The organism is Dyadobacter flavalbus (assembly GCF_006149045.1).
GTDB classification, from domain to species: Bacteria; Bacteroidota; Bacteroidia; order Cytophagales; family Spirosomataceae; genus Dyadobacter; species Dyadobacter flavalbus.
In genome coordinates, this window is sequence record NZ_VBSN01000027.1 from 853,801 (window position 1) to 873,037 (window position 19,237).

The following is a 19,237-nucleotide window of genomic DNA, read 5'->3' on the forward strand; positions in this document are numbered from 1 at the left end:
TCCTGTATGTTACAACGTTGCAAACTTACAATTACTGCAACTATGTTGCAAGAAGTATTTTCAAGTATTTTGTTATTTTAAGGCCAATCTGATGCCTGGAACTTAACTTTGTTCTTTATTCAGCGTTTCCTTTTTCCTGCTTTGTCTGATCTTCTTGTTGCAAAAATCGTTTTAATGCCGCCACTGATTGCAGGCGTAACGCTGGCGGTCCGAAAATGGGGCGAGGGAATCGGCGGATTGATCGGTGGATTTCCGTGGGTTGCAGGTCCGATTTCCTTTTTTATTGCCTTGGAGCACGGGGCATTGTTTGCTGCGTCTACAGTTACTTCTGCATTGCTCGGCTCAATCGGAACTACTTTGTTTGCACTTGTTTATGCGCTAGTAGCTTCCAGATTTTCCTGGCTGCCAACGGTTTTGATCAGTTATGCGGCATTTTTTGCCGTTGCTTTTTTATCCTTGGGACGTACGGTTTCACTGCCCGCAGCTGCCGGCCTGAATTTGCTTGTGCTTACACTTGTCCTTTATTTCTTTCCGAAATCCCGGTCTATAACAGAAACAAAAAAGCAGCCTTTATACGACATTCCGTTAAGGATGCTTGTGGCTACGTTTTTTGTCGTTTTGCTTACACAGGCCGCGGATTATCTCGGCCCGACATGGAGCGGGATTTTAACGCCTTTCCCAATCATGACTTCTACGCTGGCCGTTTTTACACATGCACAGCGCGGTGCAGACGCGGCAAGCAGGATACTGCACGGACTTTTACTGGCGAGTTACGGATTTGTAGTTTTTCTGATAGGCGTTTCCTGGCTGGTTCCTCAGATTCCGATCGGCCCGGCATATTCAATTCTGATGATCGTTACAATGCTCGTTAACTTTGTAACAATAAGGGTTGTAAAGAATTAATCAGGAATTTCAAACAGAATCAAACTCTTTCCAGTTTTACGGGATATGTTTTCTTTGCATTCCACTGGCAAACGTAGATGTTTTCGTCTGTATCGACACAGACGTCATGGCAGTGCATGAAAATAGGCTTTTCCTGAAGCATGAGCTGTAATTTCCCGTTTCTGTATTCCGGTTTGGTTCCGCCGGGGTTAGAAATAACTTTATTGTTTTTGTCCAGAATCGTTACAAAGCCTGAATTTGGCGTCTGATTTAAATAACGCAGTCTGGACCAGCAGACACCGGCAAAAAGCTGTTCTCCTTTAAAAACCGGACGGCATACAAAAGCGCCCGGCAGGAAAATGGTACTCAGATATTTGCCGTCCAGCGTAAACCGCTTGAAAGCATTGTGTGCTCTTGAAGTGATTAAAAGCGTGGGATTGGATTTGTCGCGGTAATCAATAGCTATTCCGTGCGCTGTTGAAAACTGTGCATCCAGATCGCCCGAACCGCCGAACTTGTCTATAAATTCACCTTTTGGCGTATATCTTAAAATCCACTGGGAACCATAACCGTCGGCAACATAAATGGTTCCGTCCGGCCCGATCGCACTCTCCGTAGGCTTGAAAGCATCACTTTCCTTGTATGCACCCACTTTTGAAGGATGTTCGATGGTCAGCAGAACTTTACCTTTAAGGTCTGTTTTAAATACTTTTCCGATATTCGGATCGCAGATAAACAAAAATTCTTCGCCGTTTGCATTCCATAATGTAAGTCCGTGGCCGCCCGGAAATTCATGTCCCCAGGATTCGAGCAGCTTGCCCGAACGATCGTAAATCAGAATATTGTTTTTGATCTCGTCGCCCACCATAATCAGCCTTCCCTTGCTGTCCTGAACCATTTCATGACAATTATTGACCGGGAATTTGGAAGCGTCCAGATTGCCCCAACCCTGATGAACCTTATATTGATAAGATCCGTGGCCAATGGTTTCGCCGTCCGGTTTCGGTTTTGCTTTCAGTATATAGAATGGCTTGAACGTTATGGCGGCAGCGGTAAGGGCTGCCATTTTGGAAAAATGACGACGGGATTGTTTTTCTGCCATAAAAAATCTTTTTTACAAAAGACATGACATACTTTTTCTTACTATTTACATTAAGCCGGAATTTTCATTATTCCGGTTTTAACTTGCAGAATAACGTTTTCCGTAACGGTTCAGCCAATCCATCAATCTGTTTACATCCTGCATTTTAAACAGTTCACTGCCGGCATTCATGGTTGCAGCCGTTCCGCAGGCAACGCCCATACGCACAGCTTCCCGGAAAGATTTGCCCTGATAAAGCGTCCAGATTATGCCTGCAAGCATGCTGTCGCCGGCACCCACAGTACTTTTGGGCTGCACCGGAGGTGCAGGAATGTGTTCCACCTGATCTTCGGTTACGAGCATGGCGCCCATGGCACCCATGGAAACCACAACAACTTCACACTGGCCTCTGATAATCAATGCGCGGGCAGCATCGTCCACTTCGTCCATTTCCAGCTTGTCAACGCCTACGAGTTCGCTAAGTTCTGTAATGTTCGGTTTCAGCAAGTATACGCCCGCTTCTGTTGCATACCTCAGTGCATCTCCGGAAGTGTCAGCAATGAATTTTGCTCCCTGTTTATGCGCGATTTTGGCAATTTCTCCATAAAAATCCACAGGTACGCCGGGCGGAAGGCTTCCGCTGGCAATGATATATGCGGGCTTTGGGTCCAGTTCTTCCATCGTTTCCAGAATGGAGCGCACTTCGGTCGGCATCATTTCGGTACCGGGCATTCCAAAACGGTATTGAAAACCGGTGCTGGTTTCCAGTACATGAAAGTTTTCTCTTGTCCATTGTTTGGTTTCAATCACCATCGTGCCGACGCCTTCGGCTTTAACGAGCTTGTGAAGCCTGTGACCGGTCGGGCCGCCGATGGTAAAAATGGCCACAGGATTTCCGCCCAGCCGGTGAATTGCTTTGGCAACATTGATCCCGCCGCCGCCAGCTTCAAAGTTTGGTGCGTCGCAGCGAAGTTTATTGTCAGGCACAATGCGTGCTACATTGGAACTTTTGTCAAGAGCAGGATTTATTGTAAGCGTTACAATGGGTCCGGTTGCCATAAAAATATATTTATCTGTTCGCAGGTTAATAGGATGAAATTACGCTAATAAAATAAAAAAAACTGTTTTTACAGCTTTCATTACGAATTCTTCACGGAACAATGCAACTGGTAATCCGGAAAACTGTGGCGTAAAATAAAAGCCCTCTGCATTTACTTTACAAATACAGAGGGCCTTTTATGAAAAAACGGCTTGATTAAGCAACAGACCGGAGAAGAGACATGGACGACTTTTCAAACTTGTCTTTTGCGTAATCCAGTGAAAGCGTAAATTCTTTAATGTCTTTCTGAGAAGGAAGGTCAAACATGGCATCCGTCATAATGGATTCGCAGATGGAACGCAAACCGCGCGCGCCCAGTTTGTAGCTCATTGCCTGATCTACAATAAAGTCCAGAACTTCCTCTTCAAAATGTAAAGTAATTCCTTCCATTGCAAACAGCTTGCTGTATTGTTTTACCAGAGCATTTTTGGGCTCGGTAAGGATACGACGCAGCGTTTCACGATCCAGCGGGTTCAAATGCGTAAGTACCGGAAGACGGCCGATCAGCTCAGGAATCAATCCGAAAGATTTAAGGTCCATAGCCGTTACATAGCGCATCAGATTGCCTTTGTCAAATATTTCAATGATTCTGTTATCGCCGGAAAAACCAATCGGACGCGTATTGATCCGTTTTCCGATATGGCGCTCGATTCCGTCAAAAGCACCGCCGCAGATAAAAAGAATGTTTTCGGTGTTCAGCGTGATCATTTTCTGGTCCGGATGCTTGCGGCCACCCTGAGGCGGAACGTTCACAATCGAACCTTCCAGTAATTTCAGCAGCGCCTGCTGCACACCTTCACCGCTGACGTCACGCGTAATCGAAGGATTATCCGATTTACGGGCGATTTTATCAATTTCATCAATGTAAACGATTCCTCTTTCAGCTGCTTCCACGTTGTAATCTGCGGCCTGCAGCAAACGCGTAAGAATGGTTTCAACATCTTCTCCGACATAACCGGCCTCCGTTACAACCGTTGCATCCGCAACACAGAACGGAACCTGAAGAATGCGTGCGATGGATTTGGCAAGGTACGTTTTCCCGGTTCCGGTTTCGCCTACCATAATGATGTTTGATTTTTCAATCACCACATCGTCATCCGTATGAAGCTGGTTCAGTCGTTTGTAGTGATTATAAACCGCAACCGCCAGCGAACGCTTTGCTTCGTCCTGTCCGATTACATATTGTTCAAGAAAATGCTTGATTTCAGCAGGCGGAATTGGTTTAAGCTTGGGCAGCTTTGTTTTCTTTTCTTTTTTATCCTCCTTCGATCCTAATTCCTCACTGATTACCTGATGTCCCTGTGCAATGCAGTGATTACAAATATGTGCATCTATTCCGGAGAGTAATAAATCTACTTCGTTTTTCTTACGTCCGCAGAACGAACAACTTACTTGTGCCATTGATTCGATATAAACAGTTATTAATTTTTCCGTTTCACCTTTGCAGTAAAATCGCCTGGCCGGAAAATCATGTTAACAAGAAGACGAAAATTAATGTTTCAAAATCCGCCTCAATCGTTTTGATTTATATTAAAATGATTCTTAAAGCCAGTTTGATACAGATCATTTTTGATGCCTTAACTGAAAACAGAATAACTTTTGGGTTATTGTAATGTGCTATAACTTAATTTGCCTTTGTACAAATTTCCAACTTTTTGACCGGCTTACCAAATACCGCATAGGCCACAAAATAAAAACCGTCCTGTTCAAAGCAACAGAACGGTTTTTTACTTTTATAAATCCGGATTATTTGTCTCTTGTCAAAACTTCATCAATCAATCCGTATTCTTTGGCTTCAGTAGCGCGCAGCCATTTGTCGCGGTCCGAATCCAGAGCGATCTGCTCGGGCGTTTGTCCGGTATGATGAGCCAGGATTTCGTACAGTTCATGACGCAGTTTTACGATCTCACGTGTTGTGATTTCAATGTCCACCGAAGTTCCCTGAGCTCCGCCGGATGGCTGGTGAATCATGACGCGGGCATGCGGAAGCGCGGAACGCTTGCCGGCAGCACCGCCCGCCAGCAATACGGCACCCATGGAAGCCGCAAGGCTTGTGCAAACCGTTGCAACGTCCGGACGTACATACTGCATGGTATCATAAATTCCCAAACCGGCATAAACGGAGCCGCCCGGGCTGTTGATATACATCAGGATATCTTTTTTGGCATCTGCAGATTCGAGGAAAAGAAGCTGTGCAACAATGATATTGGCAATATTATCATCAACGCCGGTTCCCATAAATATAATGCGGTCGGCCATAAGGCGGGAAAATACGTCCACTTCGCGGAAGTTCATCGGACGCTCTTCAATGACCGAGCGGGTCATATTTTCAACTGTGTGGTTTACGTAGCCGTCAACTGTAAGACCGTTCATACCAAGGTGATGAACGGCGTATTTTCTAAATTCATTTCCGTAGTTCATGAATAAACTTTAATTTAATTTACATTTAATAGGTAAATGACTGAAAGAACAAAAAGCAATATAGGTTAGTTTCTATAGATCATGATGCGCATTTATTCTTTGACTTTTACAAATTTGACTAAATCATTGAATAATCCTTGTCAATGCTGGTGATAAATTATCGAAAATTGCGACAGTCACCTGTAAAAGATGTCATTACATTGGTAACAAATTGTTCTGAACAGTAAAAATATATACACTATGAATATTGCATCTCATTTATCTGAAAAAATACGTCAGATCAGACTGCAAAAGGGCCTTTCTCAGGAAAACATGGCCGATATGCTCGGACTGTCCACAACGGCATACGGTGATCTGGAAAGAGGCCGCACGGAATTGTCCGTTTCCCGTCTTGAAAATATTGCCCGGTTACTGGATGTTCCGTTGGCCGGACTGCTCGGCCTGGAATCCGCAACAATGTCGGAAACCGAATGGCTGCGCCAGGAAAATACAAGGCTTCTGGCTGCAAATAGCCGGTTACAGCATGAGCTGGAACAATGGAAGCTGAAATTCAGGCAATGGTTCGGAGAAGGAATGATACGGGAAATAGGGCAGCAGCGCGAACGGATCGGCTTCTAAAATAAAACACCGCCCCGAGTTTGAATCCGGGACGGTGAAAAAATGCTTTTATAACGGTTTGAATCAGGCTTCTGTACTTTCTCCTTTGGCCAGTTTCTCAAATTCACTGATTTCGATCGTCTGCTCATCGGTAGCAACCTGACTGCGGATCAGATCCAGAATTTTATTGTCAAAAACCTGATTGAAAACGTTTGTATAATTATCACGTTCCTTGTCGGCCAGATAGCCCTGCGCAACGCGGTCAATGGTTTCTTTCATGTTGTCGTCGTCGCCGTAAATGCCAAACTGACCTTTAACCATTTCGCGTGTAAAGTCCAGAATTTCAGGATATTCCACTTTTACGCTTTCCTTATCGGCAATCTTGTTTTTGATTAGGCTCAGTTTCAGTGATTTCTGGAAATCTTCAAACTGTTCTTCAATTTGCTCACGGGTAAATTTGCCTTCGTTGGTACGTTCCAGCCAGTCTTTCAGGAATTCGCCCGGAAGATCAATGGAAATGCTGTCCAGCAACGCCTGCTCGATGTCGCGGCGCAAAAGTGCTTCCGTTTCACGTTCGTAATTGCTTTTTATAATTTCCAGCACTTTCTCGTTGAACTGCTCTTCGTTTTCAACCTGGCCCGGGCCCAGCACTTTGTCAAAGAATTCCTGGTTGATTTCTGCCGGCTCCTGACGTGTGATATCTTCAACGATCAGAGTATATTCTCCCGAAAGCGTTCCGATATCTTCTTTCTTCTTTCCGGTTACGTGTGCAATCGCCGCTTCGTCCACGAAAGTATCCTGAATGTCAAAAGTAACAACGTCGCCTTTTTTGATTCCGATAAATTTGGCCTGAACGTCTTCTTTAACCTGTTTTACAGGAATTGCCGTGCGTGTCGTAAATTCGGTCGATTCCTGTTTCAGTTCACCAAATACCATATCGCCTGCTTCGCTTGTTTCCGGATGGGCGTTTTCGGCAAATCTTTCACGCAGACTGGCGATTGTTTTTGTCAGTTCGTTATCGTCAACATTGATTGTGTAACGCTTTACCGCCGGAAGTTCGCTCAGGTTTACTTCAAAATCGGAAGCAACGCCCAGGTTATAGCTGAACTCAAAGCCGTTCGGATTATCCCAGTTTACGGCTTCGGCCTTGTCGCGGTCTGGAACCGGATCGCCTACAACCTGCAATTTGTTTTCTCTGATGTAGTTGCTTACCGCGTTGCTCAGAAGGCTGTTGACCTCATCAACCAGAATGCTTTTTCCATACATGCGCTGAATGACATGCGATGGTACTTTTCCAGGGCGAAAACCTTTCAAATTAACGCGTTTAGAATAATCCTTTATGGTTTTATCAACTTTTGACTGATAATCATCCTTGGTTAGCGTTACTTTGAGAGAGGCTAATGTAGGTGAATTTTTTTCTAACAAAACTTCCATGAGTCGCTTATGATATTTGGTAAGTACCTTTTAGATTAATAGAAAAGAAAAAATAAAAATGCCCTCAAAACGATGTCCTGAGGGCATTTGACGGGTTTTACTACGGAGCAATCCATTTTTCTGAAAAAACAGGAATCTGACGCCCCGTCATTCCCTTGTTATTTGTACGGGCGGAGGGAATCGAACCCCCACGCCTTGCGGCACTAGATCCTAAGTCTAGCACGTCTACCAGTTCCGCCACGCCCGCTTGCTTATCTCCTTTTTGCAACGCCTATCGTTGAATTGGGAGTGCAAAGGTATTTTAATTTTTTATATACATGCAAGTTTTTTTAAAAATTTTATCTTTTGGTAAAATGATATTGAAGAATGTCACTAAAATTTGTTATTTTGGTGAAGCATACTAATTAAATATAGCAGTGGAGCAACTCGTTGAATCCCTCACCATTGATCTGGAGCAGGAGCGAAAGGATATTCTTAAGAAATACCGTAGATTGCTACGGACAGCAAAACCTTTTTTAAAGGATAATGATGCGAAACTAATCAAAAAAGCTTTTTACACTTCCGTGGATGCGCATAAGGACATGCGCCGCCGGTCGGGAGAACCCTATATTTATCACCCGCTTGCCGTTGCCCAGATTGTCGTGGAAGAAATCGGGCTGGGTACGACGGGCATTGTGGCGGCATTGCTTCATGACGTTGTCGAGGATACCGACATGCGCATTGAAGATATCGAACGCCTTTTTGGCAAGAAAGTAGCCAAGATCATTGACGGACTGACCAAAATTTCGGGCCGGTTTGAATACGGAACTTCGCAGCAGGCGGAAAATTTCCGTAAAATGCTGCTTACGCTTTCGGACGACGTACGGGTTATTCTGGTAAAACTGGCAGACAGGCTGCATAACATGCGGACACTGGACAGCATGCCGCGCGACAAGCAGCTTAAAATCGCTTCCGAAACGATTTTTATCTATGCTCCGCTTGCGCACAGGCTTGGATTGTACAGCATCAAATCCGAACTGGAAGAGCTATACCTGAAATACACCGAACCGCAGGAATACCGTGCAATTGCAAGGAAACTACGGGAAACAAAAGGCATTCGTGACCGGTTTATCGCCAAATTCATGGAGCCGATTGCGCAGGATCTGGAATCGGCCGGACTGAATTTTATTCTGAAAGGCCGTCCGAAATCCATTTATTCCATCTGGAACAAAATGCGCAAGCAGAACAAGCCTTTTGAGGAAATATATGACCTTTTTGCGATCCGTATCGTGCTGGAATCCACGGCTGAAAATGACCGTGAAAAGGCGATCTGCTGGCAGGCGTATTCGATTGTGACGGATCATTACAAGCCCAATCCGGACCGGTTGAAAGACTTTCTGAGCACGCCGCGCGCCAATGGGTATCAATCGCTGCATTCCACGGTGATGAGCAAGAGCGGGCAGTGGGTGGAAGTCCAGATCCGGACGACGCGGATGGACGAAATTGCGGAAAAAGGCTACGCGGCGCACTGGAAATACAAAGGCAACGATACCAAAGTGCGCGGCAATATCGAGCAGTGGATTACGCAGGTCAGGGAAACGCTGGAAAACGGTTTTGGCGACAAAACGGCAGCCATTGAATTTCTGGATGAATTCAGGAGCAATCTGTTCAATGAAGAGGTTTTTGTTTTTACACCCAAAGGAGAGCTGAAAGTACTTCAGAGCGGCTCAACGGCGCTGGATTTTGCATTCGATATTCACTCGGAAGTTGGCGCGCACTGCATGGCGGCAAAAGTCGGCGGGATTCTGGTCCCGATCAGCTATGTGCTGAACAACGGCGACCAGATCGAGATCATTACGAGCAGCAAGCAGAAACCCAATGAAGACTGGCTCCGTATCGTTGTAACTTCAAAGGCAAGGGCCAGAATAAAGGATTTTCTGAAAGAAGACAACCGCCGTCACGAAACGGACGGCCGGCAGATGGTTGAGAAAAAGCTGAAAGTGCTCGGAATAGACCTTAATGCCGAAGTAACCAATCAGCTGCGTGCTTTTTTTGAGTGTAAAACGGCTGCGGACTTTTTTTACCGGATCGGAAAAGGGTATATACATCTTGACGAATTAAAAAAGTTCAAAAAGGACAAAGAGGCAAAAGAACGCAAGGCTACGGATAACAATGCGGCAAATGCTGCGCAGGTGCCTGCAAGCGACGGAAAGACGTTGACCAAATACCTGAAACACATTCATGGCGACCGTGCCGACAGCGATACGCTCCTGATCGGCGACGATATGGACAAGATTGACTATAAACTGGCGCAATGCTGTAATCCGATTGCCGGTGACGACGTTTTCGGTTTTGTAACGATCAACGAAGGCATTAAAATTCACAGGACCACTTGTCCGAACGCTGCGGAACTGATGTCCAAGCATGGCAACCGCATTATCAAGGCAAAATGGGAATCCGGAAAAGAAGAAGCATTTCTGGCTGGCCTTTACCTTTCCGGAACGGACCGCGTGGGACTTGTCAATGACGTGACAAGAATTATTTCCAATGAACTGCATATCAACATGCGGGGACTGACCATTGATACCAAAGACGGCGTTTTTAAAGGCGATATCAAGCTTTATGTGCAGGATACCATGCACCTGGACATGCTGATCAATAAACTGGAAGAAGTAGAGGGCGTGTACAATGTGCAGCGTTTTGATACGAATCTGAACGCCAAGTAGCTTCTTTGAACGATTCTGTTTCTGCTGTGTTTATAAATTGTTATTTGTAAGGCAGTAACAGGAAGACTGTCGAAGTAACTGTGATTTAAGTAAAAAAGCGTATTTTCGCGCAAGAATATTAAAGATATGCCACAAGCCAGCAAACCGAATTTTGAAGCCGCAAAGAAAATCCTGACGGCTTACCTGGAAAACAAGGGACTTCGTAAAACGCCTGAGCGTTTTGCGATATTGGAGGAGATTTATACCAGGGAAGATCATTTTGATGTGGATGAACTTTACATCAGCATGAAAAACAAACGCTACCGGGTCAGTCGTGCAACTGTTTACAATACGCTTGACGTTCTGGTGGATTGTGATCTGGTTACCAAACACCAGTTTGGCAAAAACCTGGCACAGTTTGAAAAATCATACGGCAACAAGCAGCACGATCACCTGATTTGTACGGATTGTCATAAAGTAATGGAATTCTGCGATCCAAGAATTCAGTCTATTCAGAATATGGTTGGTGAAATGCTGAATTTCAGCGTTATGCACCATTCTCTGATTTTTTACGGAAACTGCACTAAAGAAAACTGCCAGAACCGGAATGAAATTTCCAAGGAACCGACGGCAGTTTACGAGGACAGATAAACGGATTCATACCGGAACAGGCTGCTTATTTAGGTCGTTCCAACCTTACCATATTTATTTCAGTAATCAAAAATTGAATGAAAGTTGACGTATTACTTGGTCTTCAGTGGGGAGACGAGGGAAAAGGTAAAATTGTGGATGTCCTGGCACCACGCTATCAGGTTGTAGCCCGTTTTCAGGGTGGCCCGAATGCAGGGCATACGCTTGAATTCGACGGTATCAAGCATGTTTTACACCAGATTCCTTCCGGGATTTTTCGTAGCGATATCCAGAATATCATCGGAAACGGTGTTGTGCTGGATCCCATTGTGTTCAAAAAGGAAATCGATAATCTTGCCAAATATAATCTGGACCTGATCAGCAATCTTTTTGTGTCAAAAAAGGCATCGCTGATCCTTCCCACGCATGCTTTGCTGGACGCTGCCTACGAACGCTCCAAAGGCGATTCCAAAATCGGATCGACCCTGCGCGGCATCGGGCCGACTTATCAGGATAAAATTGCAAGACTGGGCCTCAGAGTCGGTGATATTTTATCGCCGAGATTTGCAGACAAGTACAAAAAACTCGTTGACGCACATAAAGTAATTCTGGATTTTTATTCTTTTGATTACGCTGATCTGTTACCGGCAGCAGAAGAAAACTTTTTCGCAGCAATTGAATTCATGAAGCAGTTTACGCTTGTAGACAGCGAATATGTAGTCAATGACGCACTGACGGAAGGTAAAACGGTTCTGGCCGAAGGCGCTCAGGGCTCGTTGCTGGATATTGATTTCGGCTCATATCCGTTTGTGACCAGTTCCACAACCATGACGGCAGGCGCATGTACAGGTCTTGGAATTGCGCCAAGTCAGGTAGGGGAGGTTTTCGGGATTTTCAAAGCTTACTGCACCCGTGTCGGAAGCGGCCCTTTTCCAACGGAGCTTCTGGAAGAAACCGGTGAGAAAATGCGTCAGGAAGGACGTGAGTTCGGTGCTACAACGGGTCGTCCACGCCGCTGCGGATGGCTGGATCTTCCGGCACTGAAATATGCCATTATGATCAACGGCGTTACGCAGCTGATTATGATGAAAGTGGACGTTCTTACCATTTTTGATTCCATCAAGGTTTGTACAGATTACCGCTTGCCGGACGGATCGCTCACGAATCATCTTCCATATGATTTGTGCGACGAAACCGTTACGCCTGTTTACAAAGAATTTGCAGGATGGCAGCAATCACTGGACGGCATTCATGATTTCGAAGCAATTCCCGATGAACTAATGGCTTACGTGAAATTTCTGGAAGAAGAACTTAAACTGCCGATTACGTTTATTTCTACCGGCCCGGACAGAGAAGCGCTCATCAGCCGCGAAACTTCTGCACTTTTAAGTTAAGTATTGGAGTAAATACTGGAACGGATTCATATTCCATTTGTCAGTCTGAACGGAGCCGAAAATATTCAGCGTTCCATTCAGACTGACAATTTTTTTAGGTCAGCAAGTTCAGAACATCTTCCCTGGAAAGTGATTTTATAAACCCGTCTTCATTGGAAATCAGGTCGTCTGCAAGCTGCTTTTTGGTTTTCTGCAAAGCCAGGATTTTTTCCTCTACCGAATTCTTTGTTATAAACTTGTACGTAAAAACCGTCTTGTCCTGCCCGATCCGGTGCGCCCTGTCAACGGCCTGCGCTTCAATGGCCGGATTCCACCATGGGTCCAGAATAAAAACATAATCGGCAGCAGTCAGGTTGAGGCCCAGACCGCCGGCTTTCAGTGAAATCAGGAATACTTTGATAGCATCATTTTCCTGAAAAGTTTCCACTTGTTCCTGGCGGTTTTTTGTCGAGCCGTCCAGATAGGCAAAAGGGATGTCTTTCTCCTCAAGGTAATTCCTGAACAAATCCAGATGTTTGATGTATTGGCTGAAAATCAGAATCTTATGTTTTTCGGCCATTACGGTCTGCAACTTGTAAATAACGTCTTCAAATTTACCCGAGCCATGTTCGTATTCCGGATTCACCATTAAAGGATGATTGGCCAGTTGCCGCAATTTGGTCAGGCCTTGCAAAACGACAAGCTGCGATTTGGAAATTCCTTCTTTGTCAATGCTTTGCAATATAAGATTGCGGTAATATGCCTTTGCTTCTTCATATGCTTTTTCCTGTTCTTCAGACATGTCGCAGTATTGTACACTTTCTACTTTTTCCGGCAGATCCGTTGCAACCTGTGATTTTAAGCGCCTGAGAATAAATGGCTTGATCAGGTTATACAACCTTTTCGTTTTCTCTTCATCACCGCGCTTTTCAATCGGAACCTGAAATTCGTCCCGAAAAAACGACTGGCTACCCAGAAGGCCCGGATTCACAAACGACATTTGCGACCACAGGTCCAGGGTATTGTTCTCGACCGGCGTACCCGTCAGTATCAGCCGGTAAGCGGCATTCAGGTTTTTTACCGCTTTGGTAATAATCGAAGCAGGATTTTTAATGGCCTGCGATTCGTCCAGAATGACATAATGAAAGCGGTATAAACGGAGCAAATCAATGTCAAGCCGTACAATACCGTATGAAGTCAGAATCAGGTCGTACCCGTCAAACTGGGCTGTATCTTTTTCCCGGTTTGTTCCGGTGTAAACGAGCACTTTCAATTCCGGCGTAAAGCGTTTTGCTTCAAGCTGCCAGTTATAAAGCAGCGAAGTGGGCATGATCAGCATGGAAGGCTCGGTCGTACCGGATTCTTTTTGAGATTGCAAGAGCGCAAGTGTCTGCACCGTTTTACCCAACCCCATATCGTCTGCAAGACAGCCTCCAAAACGATACTGTTTCAGAAACTGCAGCCAGTCATAACCTGCTTTTTGATAGGGGCGCAACGTTCCGTTGAAATGGACCGGCGGTTCGGCTGGATCAATGTGATTGAAATTCCTCAGATTTTCCAGTTTTCTGCTGATAATGGCCGTTGCAAGATTTTCTTCCTTTAGTTCCTGAATCAAAGCAAGATGATGCATGTGCAATCGAAGATGGCCATCGTCATTTCCATTTTCGGTAAACGAGAAGAATTCAGAATATTTTGTAAACCACCATTCAGGAATAACCGCAGTTTCTCCGTTTGGCAGCAAAAATTCTTTTTTCCGGTTCAGAATGTAATTCCTGAGCTGAATAAACGGGATTTCAAACTCTCCGAACCACACTTTTGCATTAATATCAAACCAGTCACGGCCTTCCTGAATGGAAATGTCGAGCGAGGAATAGCCCAGAAAATAACGTTTGGCGTCGCTTGTATTTTGTCTTACGGCAATGCCTTTTTCCGTAAGCAATGCTGCATTGATCTGAAGCCAGCCAAAAGCCTGCGATTTCGGCATCTGTATTTTGCCGTTTTTAAGTTCAAGACCGTGTTCCCGCAGCAGATTCGCAGTAGCATTTTCAACGTCGATTCTGCGCCTTACTTTATTGAAAAAATAGTCGTTTCCTTTTTTTTCCATGTACACGCTGGACGCATGTGCCACATTGTCATAGTTGAAGCTGAAATTTGCATACTGGAATGAAAGCTCGAATGCGACGTCATTGTCGTCTTCTTCCATGGTGACAACTTCGTCATTGTCCGAATTTGCAAACAGCAATGGCGCTTTTTTGGGAGCGGAGCTGAATTCAGAAATGGTCAGAACCGTTTTCGGCTGTGAAGACACATTCCGGATTTCAAACCCGCGGGCTACAACATCGTAGGAAGCAATCAGCGGAGCAACAAAACGTTCATAATACTGCTCTTCAACCTGTCCGGGAATGGCGATGAATTTTTTGGCAAGAAACGGCTTTATTTTTTTTCCGTCCACATGGCCTTCAAACTGGTATAAATGGCCTTCCAGTACAAGCCAGGCGGGTTCTTCGCAAACCAGAAACGCATTTTTATACTGAAAATCAAGCTTCTGGAGTTTATGGCGGATGGCAGGAAAATAATGCGTGTTGTCTGCATTGCGTATAAAATGGAAGCGGATGGTTGCTTTTTCATTTTCCAGAATAACCGGTTTCCACAACGGGTTCCCATCGTTGCCCATAATGAATAAATCCTTGTCCGTCAGCCTTTCCAGAATTTTTTTCTTGCAACTTTCCACATAGCCCGCAATGGATTCCTGAACTGTTTTATCGCCTTTGTTGGGATCGTAAACTTTAAGGAAAAAATCTACAGTGCCCAGTTTCTTGGGGTTAAACTTGCGTAGAATATTATCCTGCTGAATATCATCGATCAATTTTACAAGCTCGAAATCCCTCGCATCCAGTCCTGTCCTGAATTCTTTAACGTTTTTGGAAGAAATACTCTGAACCTGAAATGTAAATTCTCCCTGCGCATTGAGCTGCACTGCAAACGATTCAAATATATATCCCAAATACTCATGATTCAGAATAGAATAGACAATTTTAAAGGGTTCGGCAGGAGAAACTTTCATTGTATGATCTTGGACTGGAAATGAAGCTTTTACTTGAAATAGATCACTATTCAAATAAAAAACTGTCTTTTTTAATTTTAAGAACTTTAAATATAATTCAAAGCCCGTCAATAAAAAAGTTTCTTGCCTGGAAGTAGCTTCACCTGCGCCGATTCAGCAGATAAAACAATCACGTTTAAAGCCATGTTGTAGGGAAATTTCCACGTATGTAAATGGTCTTATATTTGCTTGGGTATAAATGACAATAAGTCAGTCGCTTGGTAAAGAATATCTGCTGGAATGGATTTTAATACAAATGGAGCCTCACAATTTTAGGAATCATGGAAACCAACCAGAATTTATTAGTGAATGTTGCAAGACTATGGAGAATGCTCAACAAAAGCGAATTGTTCTACAAAACGGTTATGAGCATAGAAGAACTGGGATCGATAAGAAAGCTGTGCAGTCAGGGACATATGACTTCCGTCCTTTTTAAAAAGGAATTGTGTTCAGTTTATGACTACAACAAATGTTACCTTCACGATCCCGACCTGAGCCACGTTACTGTGGATGTAAACGTTGATCACCTGTTAAGCAACCGAAAAAATCCCGGCCTTGTTATCTCTTTGATTATTGAGCAGTACGACAAGATTCTGGAAAGTTATAAAAACGTTCTGATTCATCTGGACGAGCATAGTAATCTGGCCAAATTACTCAATGAACATATGGATGTAATAAGCAGCAGGAAGGCGTTGCTGTATAATGAAATCAGTAATCTGGGAAGCCAGGAACTGTCCGAACTGAATGTCGCATAAAAGACATTACGGACCGGCATTCCTGACAAAAAAACAGAGCGGTGCACAGCCGCTCTGTTTTTTATAAATCTTAAATCCGGCATTTCAGCACCATTACGGAACGTGCCTGAACTTCAATGTTTTCTCCCGGCTTGAATTCCTGTTCATCTTCGCCTAGAAATCCGTCACTCGTATCAATGACTTTGTGCCATGCATTATCGTTGACATCAACCGGAAGTGTGTATTTATAAGCATCTTCATGTGCATTGAAAATGATGAAAAAACTGTCGTCATAAATTCTTTCACCATCATAATTCACACATCGTATTCCTTTGCCGTTCAGGTAAACACTCAAAGATTTGGCCATGTCATGCTGCCAGTTTTCTTCGGTCATCTGGCTTCCGTCGGGCATAAACCACATGATATCGTCGCGGCCTGCGCCGGTAACAGGCAATCCCTGAAACCATCGTCTGCGCCGGAAAGACGGATGTTTTTTAATGAAGCGGATAATGCCCTTTGTAAACTCCAGTAATTCACGGTCAGCAGACTGCCAGTTCAGCCATGAAATCTCATTATCCTGGCAGTATGCATTGTTGTTTCCGTTCTGGGTCCTGCCAAGTTCATCGCCGGCAACCAGCATGGGAACGCCCTGTGATAAAAACAAGGTAGTGAGCAAGTTGCGTTTCTGTCTGTTGCGGAGTGCAACAATTTCCGCCAGATCCGTTGCACCTTCCACACCGCAGTTCCAGCTGTTGTTATCATTTGCGCCGTCGTTATTGTCCTCGCCGTTTGCTTCATTATGCTTGTCATTATAGCTCACAAGGTCATTTAGTGTAAAACCATCGTGTGCCGTAATCAGGTTTATACTGGCTGTCGGCCTGCGGTAACCGCCTTTGTAAAGATCAGGGCTTCCTGTAAACCGCATGGCAAAGTCAGCAAGCATACTTTCGGATCCACGCCAGTAATTACGGATACAGTCGCGGTACATGCCGTTCCATTCCGCCCAGCCCCCCGGAAATTTGCCTACCATATAGCCGTCGGCGTTAATGTCCCAGGGTTCAGCAATCAGTTTTACCTGAGAAATTACAGGGTCCTGATGAATAATGTTGAAAAAGGAGCTCAATGTATCCGTATCGTGCAGTACCCTGGCAAGCGCCGAAGCAAGGTCAAACCGGAACCCGTCCACATGCATTTCTGTAATCCAGTAACGCAGGCTGTCCATGATTAAAGCCAGTGCATTGGGCAACCGGGCATTGATGGTATTGCCGGTTCCGGTATAATCCATGTAATATCGCGGTTCATCGTCTTTCAGGCGGTAATAGGATGCATTGTCCAGACCTTTGTATGACAGCGTTGGGCCCATGTGATTTCCTTCTGCGGTATGGTTGTACACCACATCCACTATGACTTCAATACCTGCTTTATGCAGCTCTTTCACCATATTTTTGAACTCCGCAACTTCTGCTCCTCTACCTTTTGTACTGCTGTAACGATTGTCCGGGGCAAAAAAGCAGAGCGAGTTGTAACCCCAGTAATTGGTCAGTCCTTTTTCAAGCAAATGCCTGTCCGCAATAAAGTAATGGACAGGCAAAAGTTCTATGGCCGTAATGCCAAGTTCTTTCAGATATTTGATGGTTGCCGGATGCGCCAGTGCGGCGTAAGTTCCGCGTATTTCTTCGGGTATTTCATTGTTCAGTATGGTGAAACCTTTTACATGCGCTTCATAAATAATGGTGTCATGATAAGGAATATTTGGCCGGCTGTCATTTTCCCAGTCAAAGGAATAATCCACAACGACGGACTTTGGAATAAAAAACGCGCTGTCCGTTTCACTGAAACTCAGGTCCTCTGCTTCGTGACCTACTTCATAACCAAACAATGCATCGTCCCACTTGATCGTCCCGGCGAGTGATTTGGTGTAAGGATCAATCAACAGTTTATGATGATTGAAACGATGTCCGTTTTCCGGTTCATACGGCCCGAATACACGATAGCCGTAAAGCTGGCCGGGTTTCAGATCAGGAACATAAACATGCCATATATGATGGCTGACTTCTTCAATTTTGATCTTGACGTATTCTTCTGCATCATTTTCATCATTGAAAAGACAAAGCTGAACACTTTCTGCATTCTCGGAAAAGACTGCAAAATTCACTCCTTTTCCGTCCCAGGTTGCGCCCAGCGGATAGGGGTGGCCGGGCATTACTTACAGACTTGATGATTCGGGATAATCCAGTAACTCATTTTCGATATGCTGATCCATTAGTGCGTAGTATTTTTTTGTTTAACAATTCGGATACGGTGCACTTTTAAATTTGTGCCAGATGTTTCAAAAACCGGTTCTGATCATTATTCAGGTATAATTCTGAAATTAAAAACTGAAATGGATGCTGTTTCTGTTTGTGAAAAATCTTGATCATTTTCCCGTCTGCATATCCGGCGCATCCACAGGCTTGGATTCAGGAGAACCTTTCTGGCGCAGGAATATGGTGAAAATCACAATAGAGGCAATGGAAAGAAATTCGCTTTGCCAGTTCTGAAAGGACTCAAACCAGAAATTGGCCTGCATCAGATAATCTGTCATACTGTCCGGCGGCTGGTTGTTAATGGCATTCTGGTCATTATGATCCAGCCAGCTTCCGTACAAATGTAGGTACCAGCTTACAAGAAACAGAAGGATAAAAGTAAGCGATAAGGAACCTTCATATAATTTCAGGATCCAGCCTCCTTTTTTTACTGCCCATGGCGCATCCTTATGTGGCTCAGGTTCTTTGTCAACATCTTCGGGTTCATCCAGTGATTTGGATTCGGCAGAACCGATTTGTCTGAGCTTGATTGTAAGAAGAACATACAATGCCATTTGCAGAAATTCACTTTCGAAGTTTTCAAAGGTGGCTGAAATAAAATGGCCGCTTTGAAGGTAAGTTGTAAAATCGATCGGAGGAACTTTGTCTTGCTTGCGCTCTGCATTGTTTTCATACCAGCCGGTAACAGCTTGCGCCAGCAGGGTTAAAACAAACAGCGATGTAAATACAATGCTTAGGCCGTTTCTGTAAAAAAATGTCTGCTTTGGTTTGGATGGGTTCATATTTGTGGAAAAAGCTTTGCCGTTAATGTTCAATATGGTTACTACGGTAATCTTGTGCCAGTCTTTATGTATATACGAAACGGGATGTGGAATTTAACTTGTTGATCAAAA

The 19,237-nt window shown here is 44.5% G+C and carries 14 protein-coding genes and 1 tRNA gene; 6 read left to right on the top strand and 9 right to left on the bottom strand.

Annotation, left to right across the window (positions count from 1 at the left end):
- Positions 1–174: 174 nt before the first annotated feature.
- Positions 175–903: a hypothetical protein gene (locus FEM33_RS08830; RefSeq protein WP_139011663.1), complete on the top strand. Its 729-nt coding sequence runs from the start codon at positions 175–177 to the stop codon at positions 901–903.
- Between the two features lie 19 nt (positions 904–922).
- Here the strand turns inward: FEM33_RS08830 and FEM33_RS08835 are convergent, their stop codons facing one another.
- The 4 genes from FEM33_RS08835 to FEM33_RS08850 form a co-directional block, all read right to left on the bottom strand.
- Positions 923–1,984 (bottom strand): NHL repeat-containing protein, encoded by a 1,062-nt coding sequence (locus FEM33_RS08835; protein WP_139011664.1) that lies wholly within the window; start codon positions 1,982–1,984, stop codon positions 923–925.
- 78 nt (positions 1,985–2,062) lie between these two features.
- A complete protein-coding gene (locus tag FEM33_RS08840) occupies positions 2,063–3,022 on the bottom strand; it encodes a 1-phosphofructokinase family hexose kinase (RefSeq protein WP_139011665.1) in 960 nt (319 codons plus the stop codon).
- Between the two features lie 196 nt (positions 3,023–3,218).
- A complete protein-coding gene (clpX, locus tag FEM33_RS08845) occupies positions 3,219–4,463 on the bottom strand; it encodes an ATP-dependent Clp protease ATP-binding subunit ClpX (protein WP_138282932.1) in 1,245 nt (414 codons plus the stop codon).
- Positions 4,464–4,808: 345 nt separating this feature from the next.
- Positions 4,809–5,483 carry a ClpP family protease gene (locus FEM33_RS08850; RefSeq protein WP_139011666.1) on the bottom strand — a complete coding sequence of 225 codons (675 nt, stop codon included), beginning with the start codon at positions 5,481–5,483 and terminating at the stop codon, positions 4,809–4,811.
- Between the two features lie 240 nt (positions 5,484–5,723).
- Here FEM33_RS08850 and FEM33_RS08855 point away from each other — a divergent pair, with 240 nt between their 5' ends.
- Positions 5,724–6,101 carry a helix-turn-helix domain-containing protein gene (locus FEM33_RS08855; protein WP_139011667.1) on the top strand — a complete coding sequence of 126 codons (378 nt, stop codon included), beginning with the start codon at positions 5,724–5,726 and terminating at the stop codon, positions 6,099–6,101.
- Positions 6,102–6,164: 63 nt separating this feature from the next.
- On the opposite strand, the gene tig is transcribed toward FEM33_RS08855, so the two are convergent.
- Both tig and FEM33_RS08865 read right to left on the bottom strand, forming a co-directional pair.
- Positions 6,165–7,514, bottom strand: coding sequence for a trigger factor (gene tig / locus FEM33_RS08860; protein ID WP_139011668.1), 1,350 nt, complete (start codon positions 7,512–7,514; stop codon positions 6,165–6,167).
- Positions 7,515–7,679: 165 nt separating this feature from the next.
- Positions 7,680–7,761 (bottom strand) — tRNA-Leu (locus tag FEM33_RS08865).
- 169 nt (positions 7,762–7,930) lie between these two features.
- Between FEM33_RS08865 and FEM33_RS08870 the strand changes: the two genes are divergently transcribed.
- The 3 genes from FEM33_RS08870 to FEM33_RS08880 all read left to right on the top strand — a co-directional run bounded on the left by FEM33_RS08870 (position 7,931) and on the right by FEM33_RS08880 (position 12,222).
- Positions 7,931–10,219, top strand: a complete 2,289-nt coding sequence (locus tag FEM33_RS08870; RefSeq protein ID WP_139011669.1) for a RelA/SpoT family protein — start codon at positions 7,931–7,933, stop codon at positions 10,217–10,219.
- A gap of 126 nt (positions 10,220–10,345) precedes the next feature.
- Positions 10,346–10,849, top strand: a complete 504-nt coding sequence (locus tag FEM33_RS08875) for a Fur family transcriptional regulator (protein ID WP_138282937.1) — start codon at positions 10,346–10,348, stop codon at positions 10,847–10,849.
- Between the two features lie 77 nt (positions 10,850–10,926).
- Positions 10,927–12,222 carry an adenylosuccinate synthase gene (locus FEM33_RS08880; RefSeq protein WP_139011670.1) on the top strand — a complete coding sequence of 432 codons (1,296 nt, stop codon included), beginning with the start codon at positions 10,927–10,929 and terminating at the stop codon, positions 12,220–12,222.
- A gap of 94 nt (positions 12,223–12,316) precedes the next feature.
- On the opposite strand, the gene FEM33_RS08885 is transcribed toward FEM33_RS08880, so the two are convergent.
- A complete protein-coding gene (locus FEM33_RS08885; RefSeq protein WP_139011671.1) occupies positions 12,317–15,265 on the bottom strand; it encodes a DEAD/DEAH box helicase in 2,949 nt (982 codons plus the stop codon).
- Between the two features lie 320 nt (positions 15,266–15,585).
- Here FEM33_RS08885 and FEM33_RS08890 point away from each other — a divergent pair, with 320 nt between their 5' ends.
- Positions 15,586–16,059 carry a hypothetical protein gene (locus FEM33_RS08890; RefSeq protein WP_139011672.1) on the top strand — a complete coding sequence of 158 codons (474 nt, stop codon included), beginning with the start codon at positions 15,586–15,588 and terminating at the stop codon, positions 16,057–16,059.
- A 70-nt stretch (positions 16,060–16,129) separates the two neighbouring features.
- Here FEM33_RS08890 and glgX read toward each other — a convergent pair whose 3' ends face one another.
- Both glgX and FEM33_RS08900 read right to left on the bottom strand, forming a co-directional pair.
- Positions 16,130–18,241, bottom strand: a complete 2,112-nt coding sequence (glgX, locus tag FEM33_RS08895; RefSeq protein ID WP_139011673.1) for a glycogen debranching protein GlgX — start codon at positions 18,239–18,241, stop codon at positions 16,130–16,132.
- Positions 18,242–18,454: 213 nt separating this feature from the next.
- Positions 18,455–19,126, bottom strand: a complete 672-nt coding sequence (locus FEM33_RS08900; protein ID WP_139011674.1) for a DUF6766 family protein — start codon at positions 19,124–19,126, stop codon at positions 18,455–18,457.
- Positions 19,127–19,237 lie beyond the last annotated feature (111 nt).

Bases quoted from the DNA above. Each gene is read 5' to 3' on its own strand.
- FEM33_RS08890 (WP_139011672.1), top strand. From the start codon at position 15,586: ATGGAAACCAACCAGAATTTATTAGTGAATGTTGCAAGACTATGGAGA.
- FEM33_RS08830 (WP_139011663.1), top strand. From the start codon at position 175: ATGCCGCCACTGATTGCAGGCGTAACGCTGGCGGTCCGAAAATGGGGC.
- FEM33_RS08875 (WP_138282937.1), top strand. From the start codon at position 10,346: ATGCCACAAGCCAGCAAACCGAATTTTGAAGCCGCAAAGAAAATCCTG.
- tig (WP_139011668.1), bottom strand. From the start codon at position 7,514: ATGGAAGTTTTGTTAGAAAAAAATTCACCTACATTAGCCTCTCTCAAA.
- clpX (WP_138282932.1), bottom strand. From the start codon at position 4,463: ATGGCACAAGTAAGTTGTTCGTTCTGCGGACGTAAGAAAAACGAAGTA.
- FEM33_RS08850 (WP_139011666.1), bottom strand. From the start codon at position 5,483: ATGAACTACGGAAATGAATTTAGAAAATACGCCGTTCATCACCTTGGT.
- glgX (WP_139011673.1), bottom strand. From the start codon at position 18,241: ATGCCCGGCCACCCCTATCCGCTGGGCGCAACCTGGGACGGAAAAGGA.
- FEM33_RS08855 (WP_139011667.1), top strand. From the start codon at position 5,724: ATGAATATTGCATCTCATTTATCTGAAAAAATACGTCAGATCAGACTG.
- FEM33_RS08885 (WP_139011671.1), bottom strand. From the start codon at position 15,265: ATGAAAGTTTCTCCTGCCGAACCCTTTAAAATTGTCTATTCTATTCTG.
- FEM33_RS08840 (WP_139011665.1), bottom strand. From the start codon at position 3,022: ATGGCAACCGGACCCATTGTAACGCTTACAATAAATCCTGCTCTTGAC.
- FEM33_RS08835 (WP_139011664.1), bottom strand. From the start codon at position 1,984: ATGGCAGAAAAACAATCCCGTCGTCATTTTTCCAAAATGGCAGCCCTT.
- FEM33_RS08880 (WP_139011670.1), top strand. From the start codon at position 10,927: ATGAAAGTTGACGTATTACTTGGTCTTCAGTGGGGAGACGAGGGAAAA.
- FEM33_RS08900 (WP_139011674.1), bottom strand. From the start codon at position 19,126: ATGAACCCATCCAAACCAAAGCAGACATTTTTTTACAGAAACGGCCTA.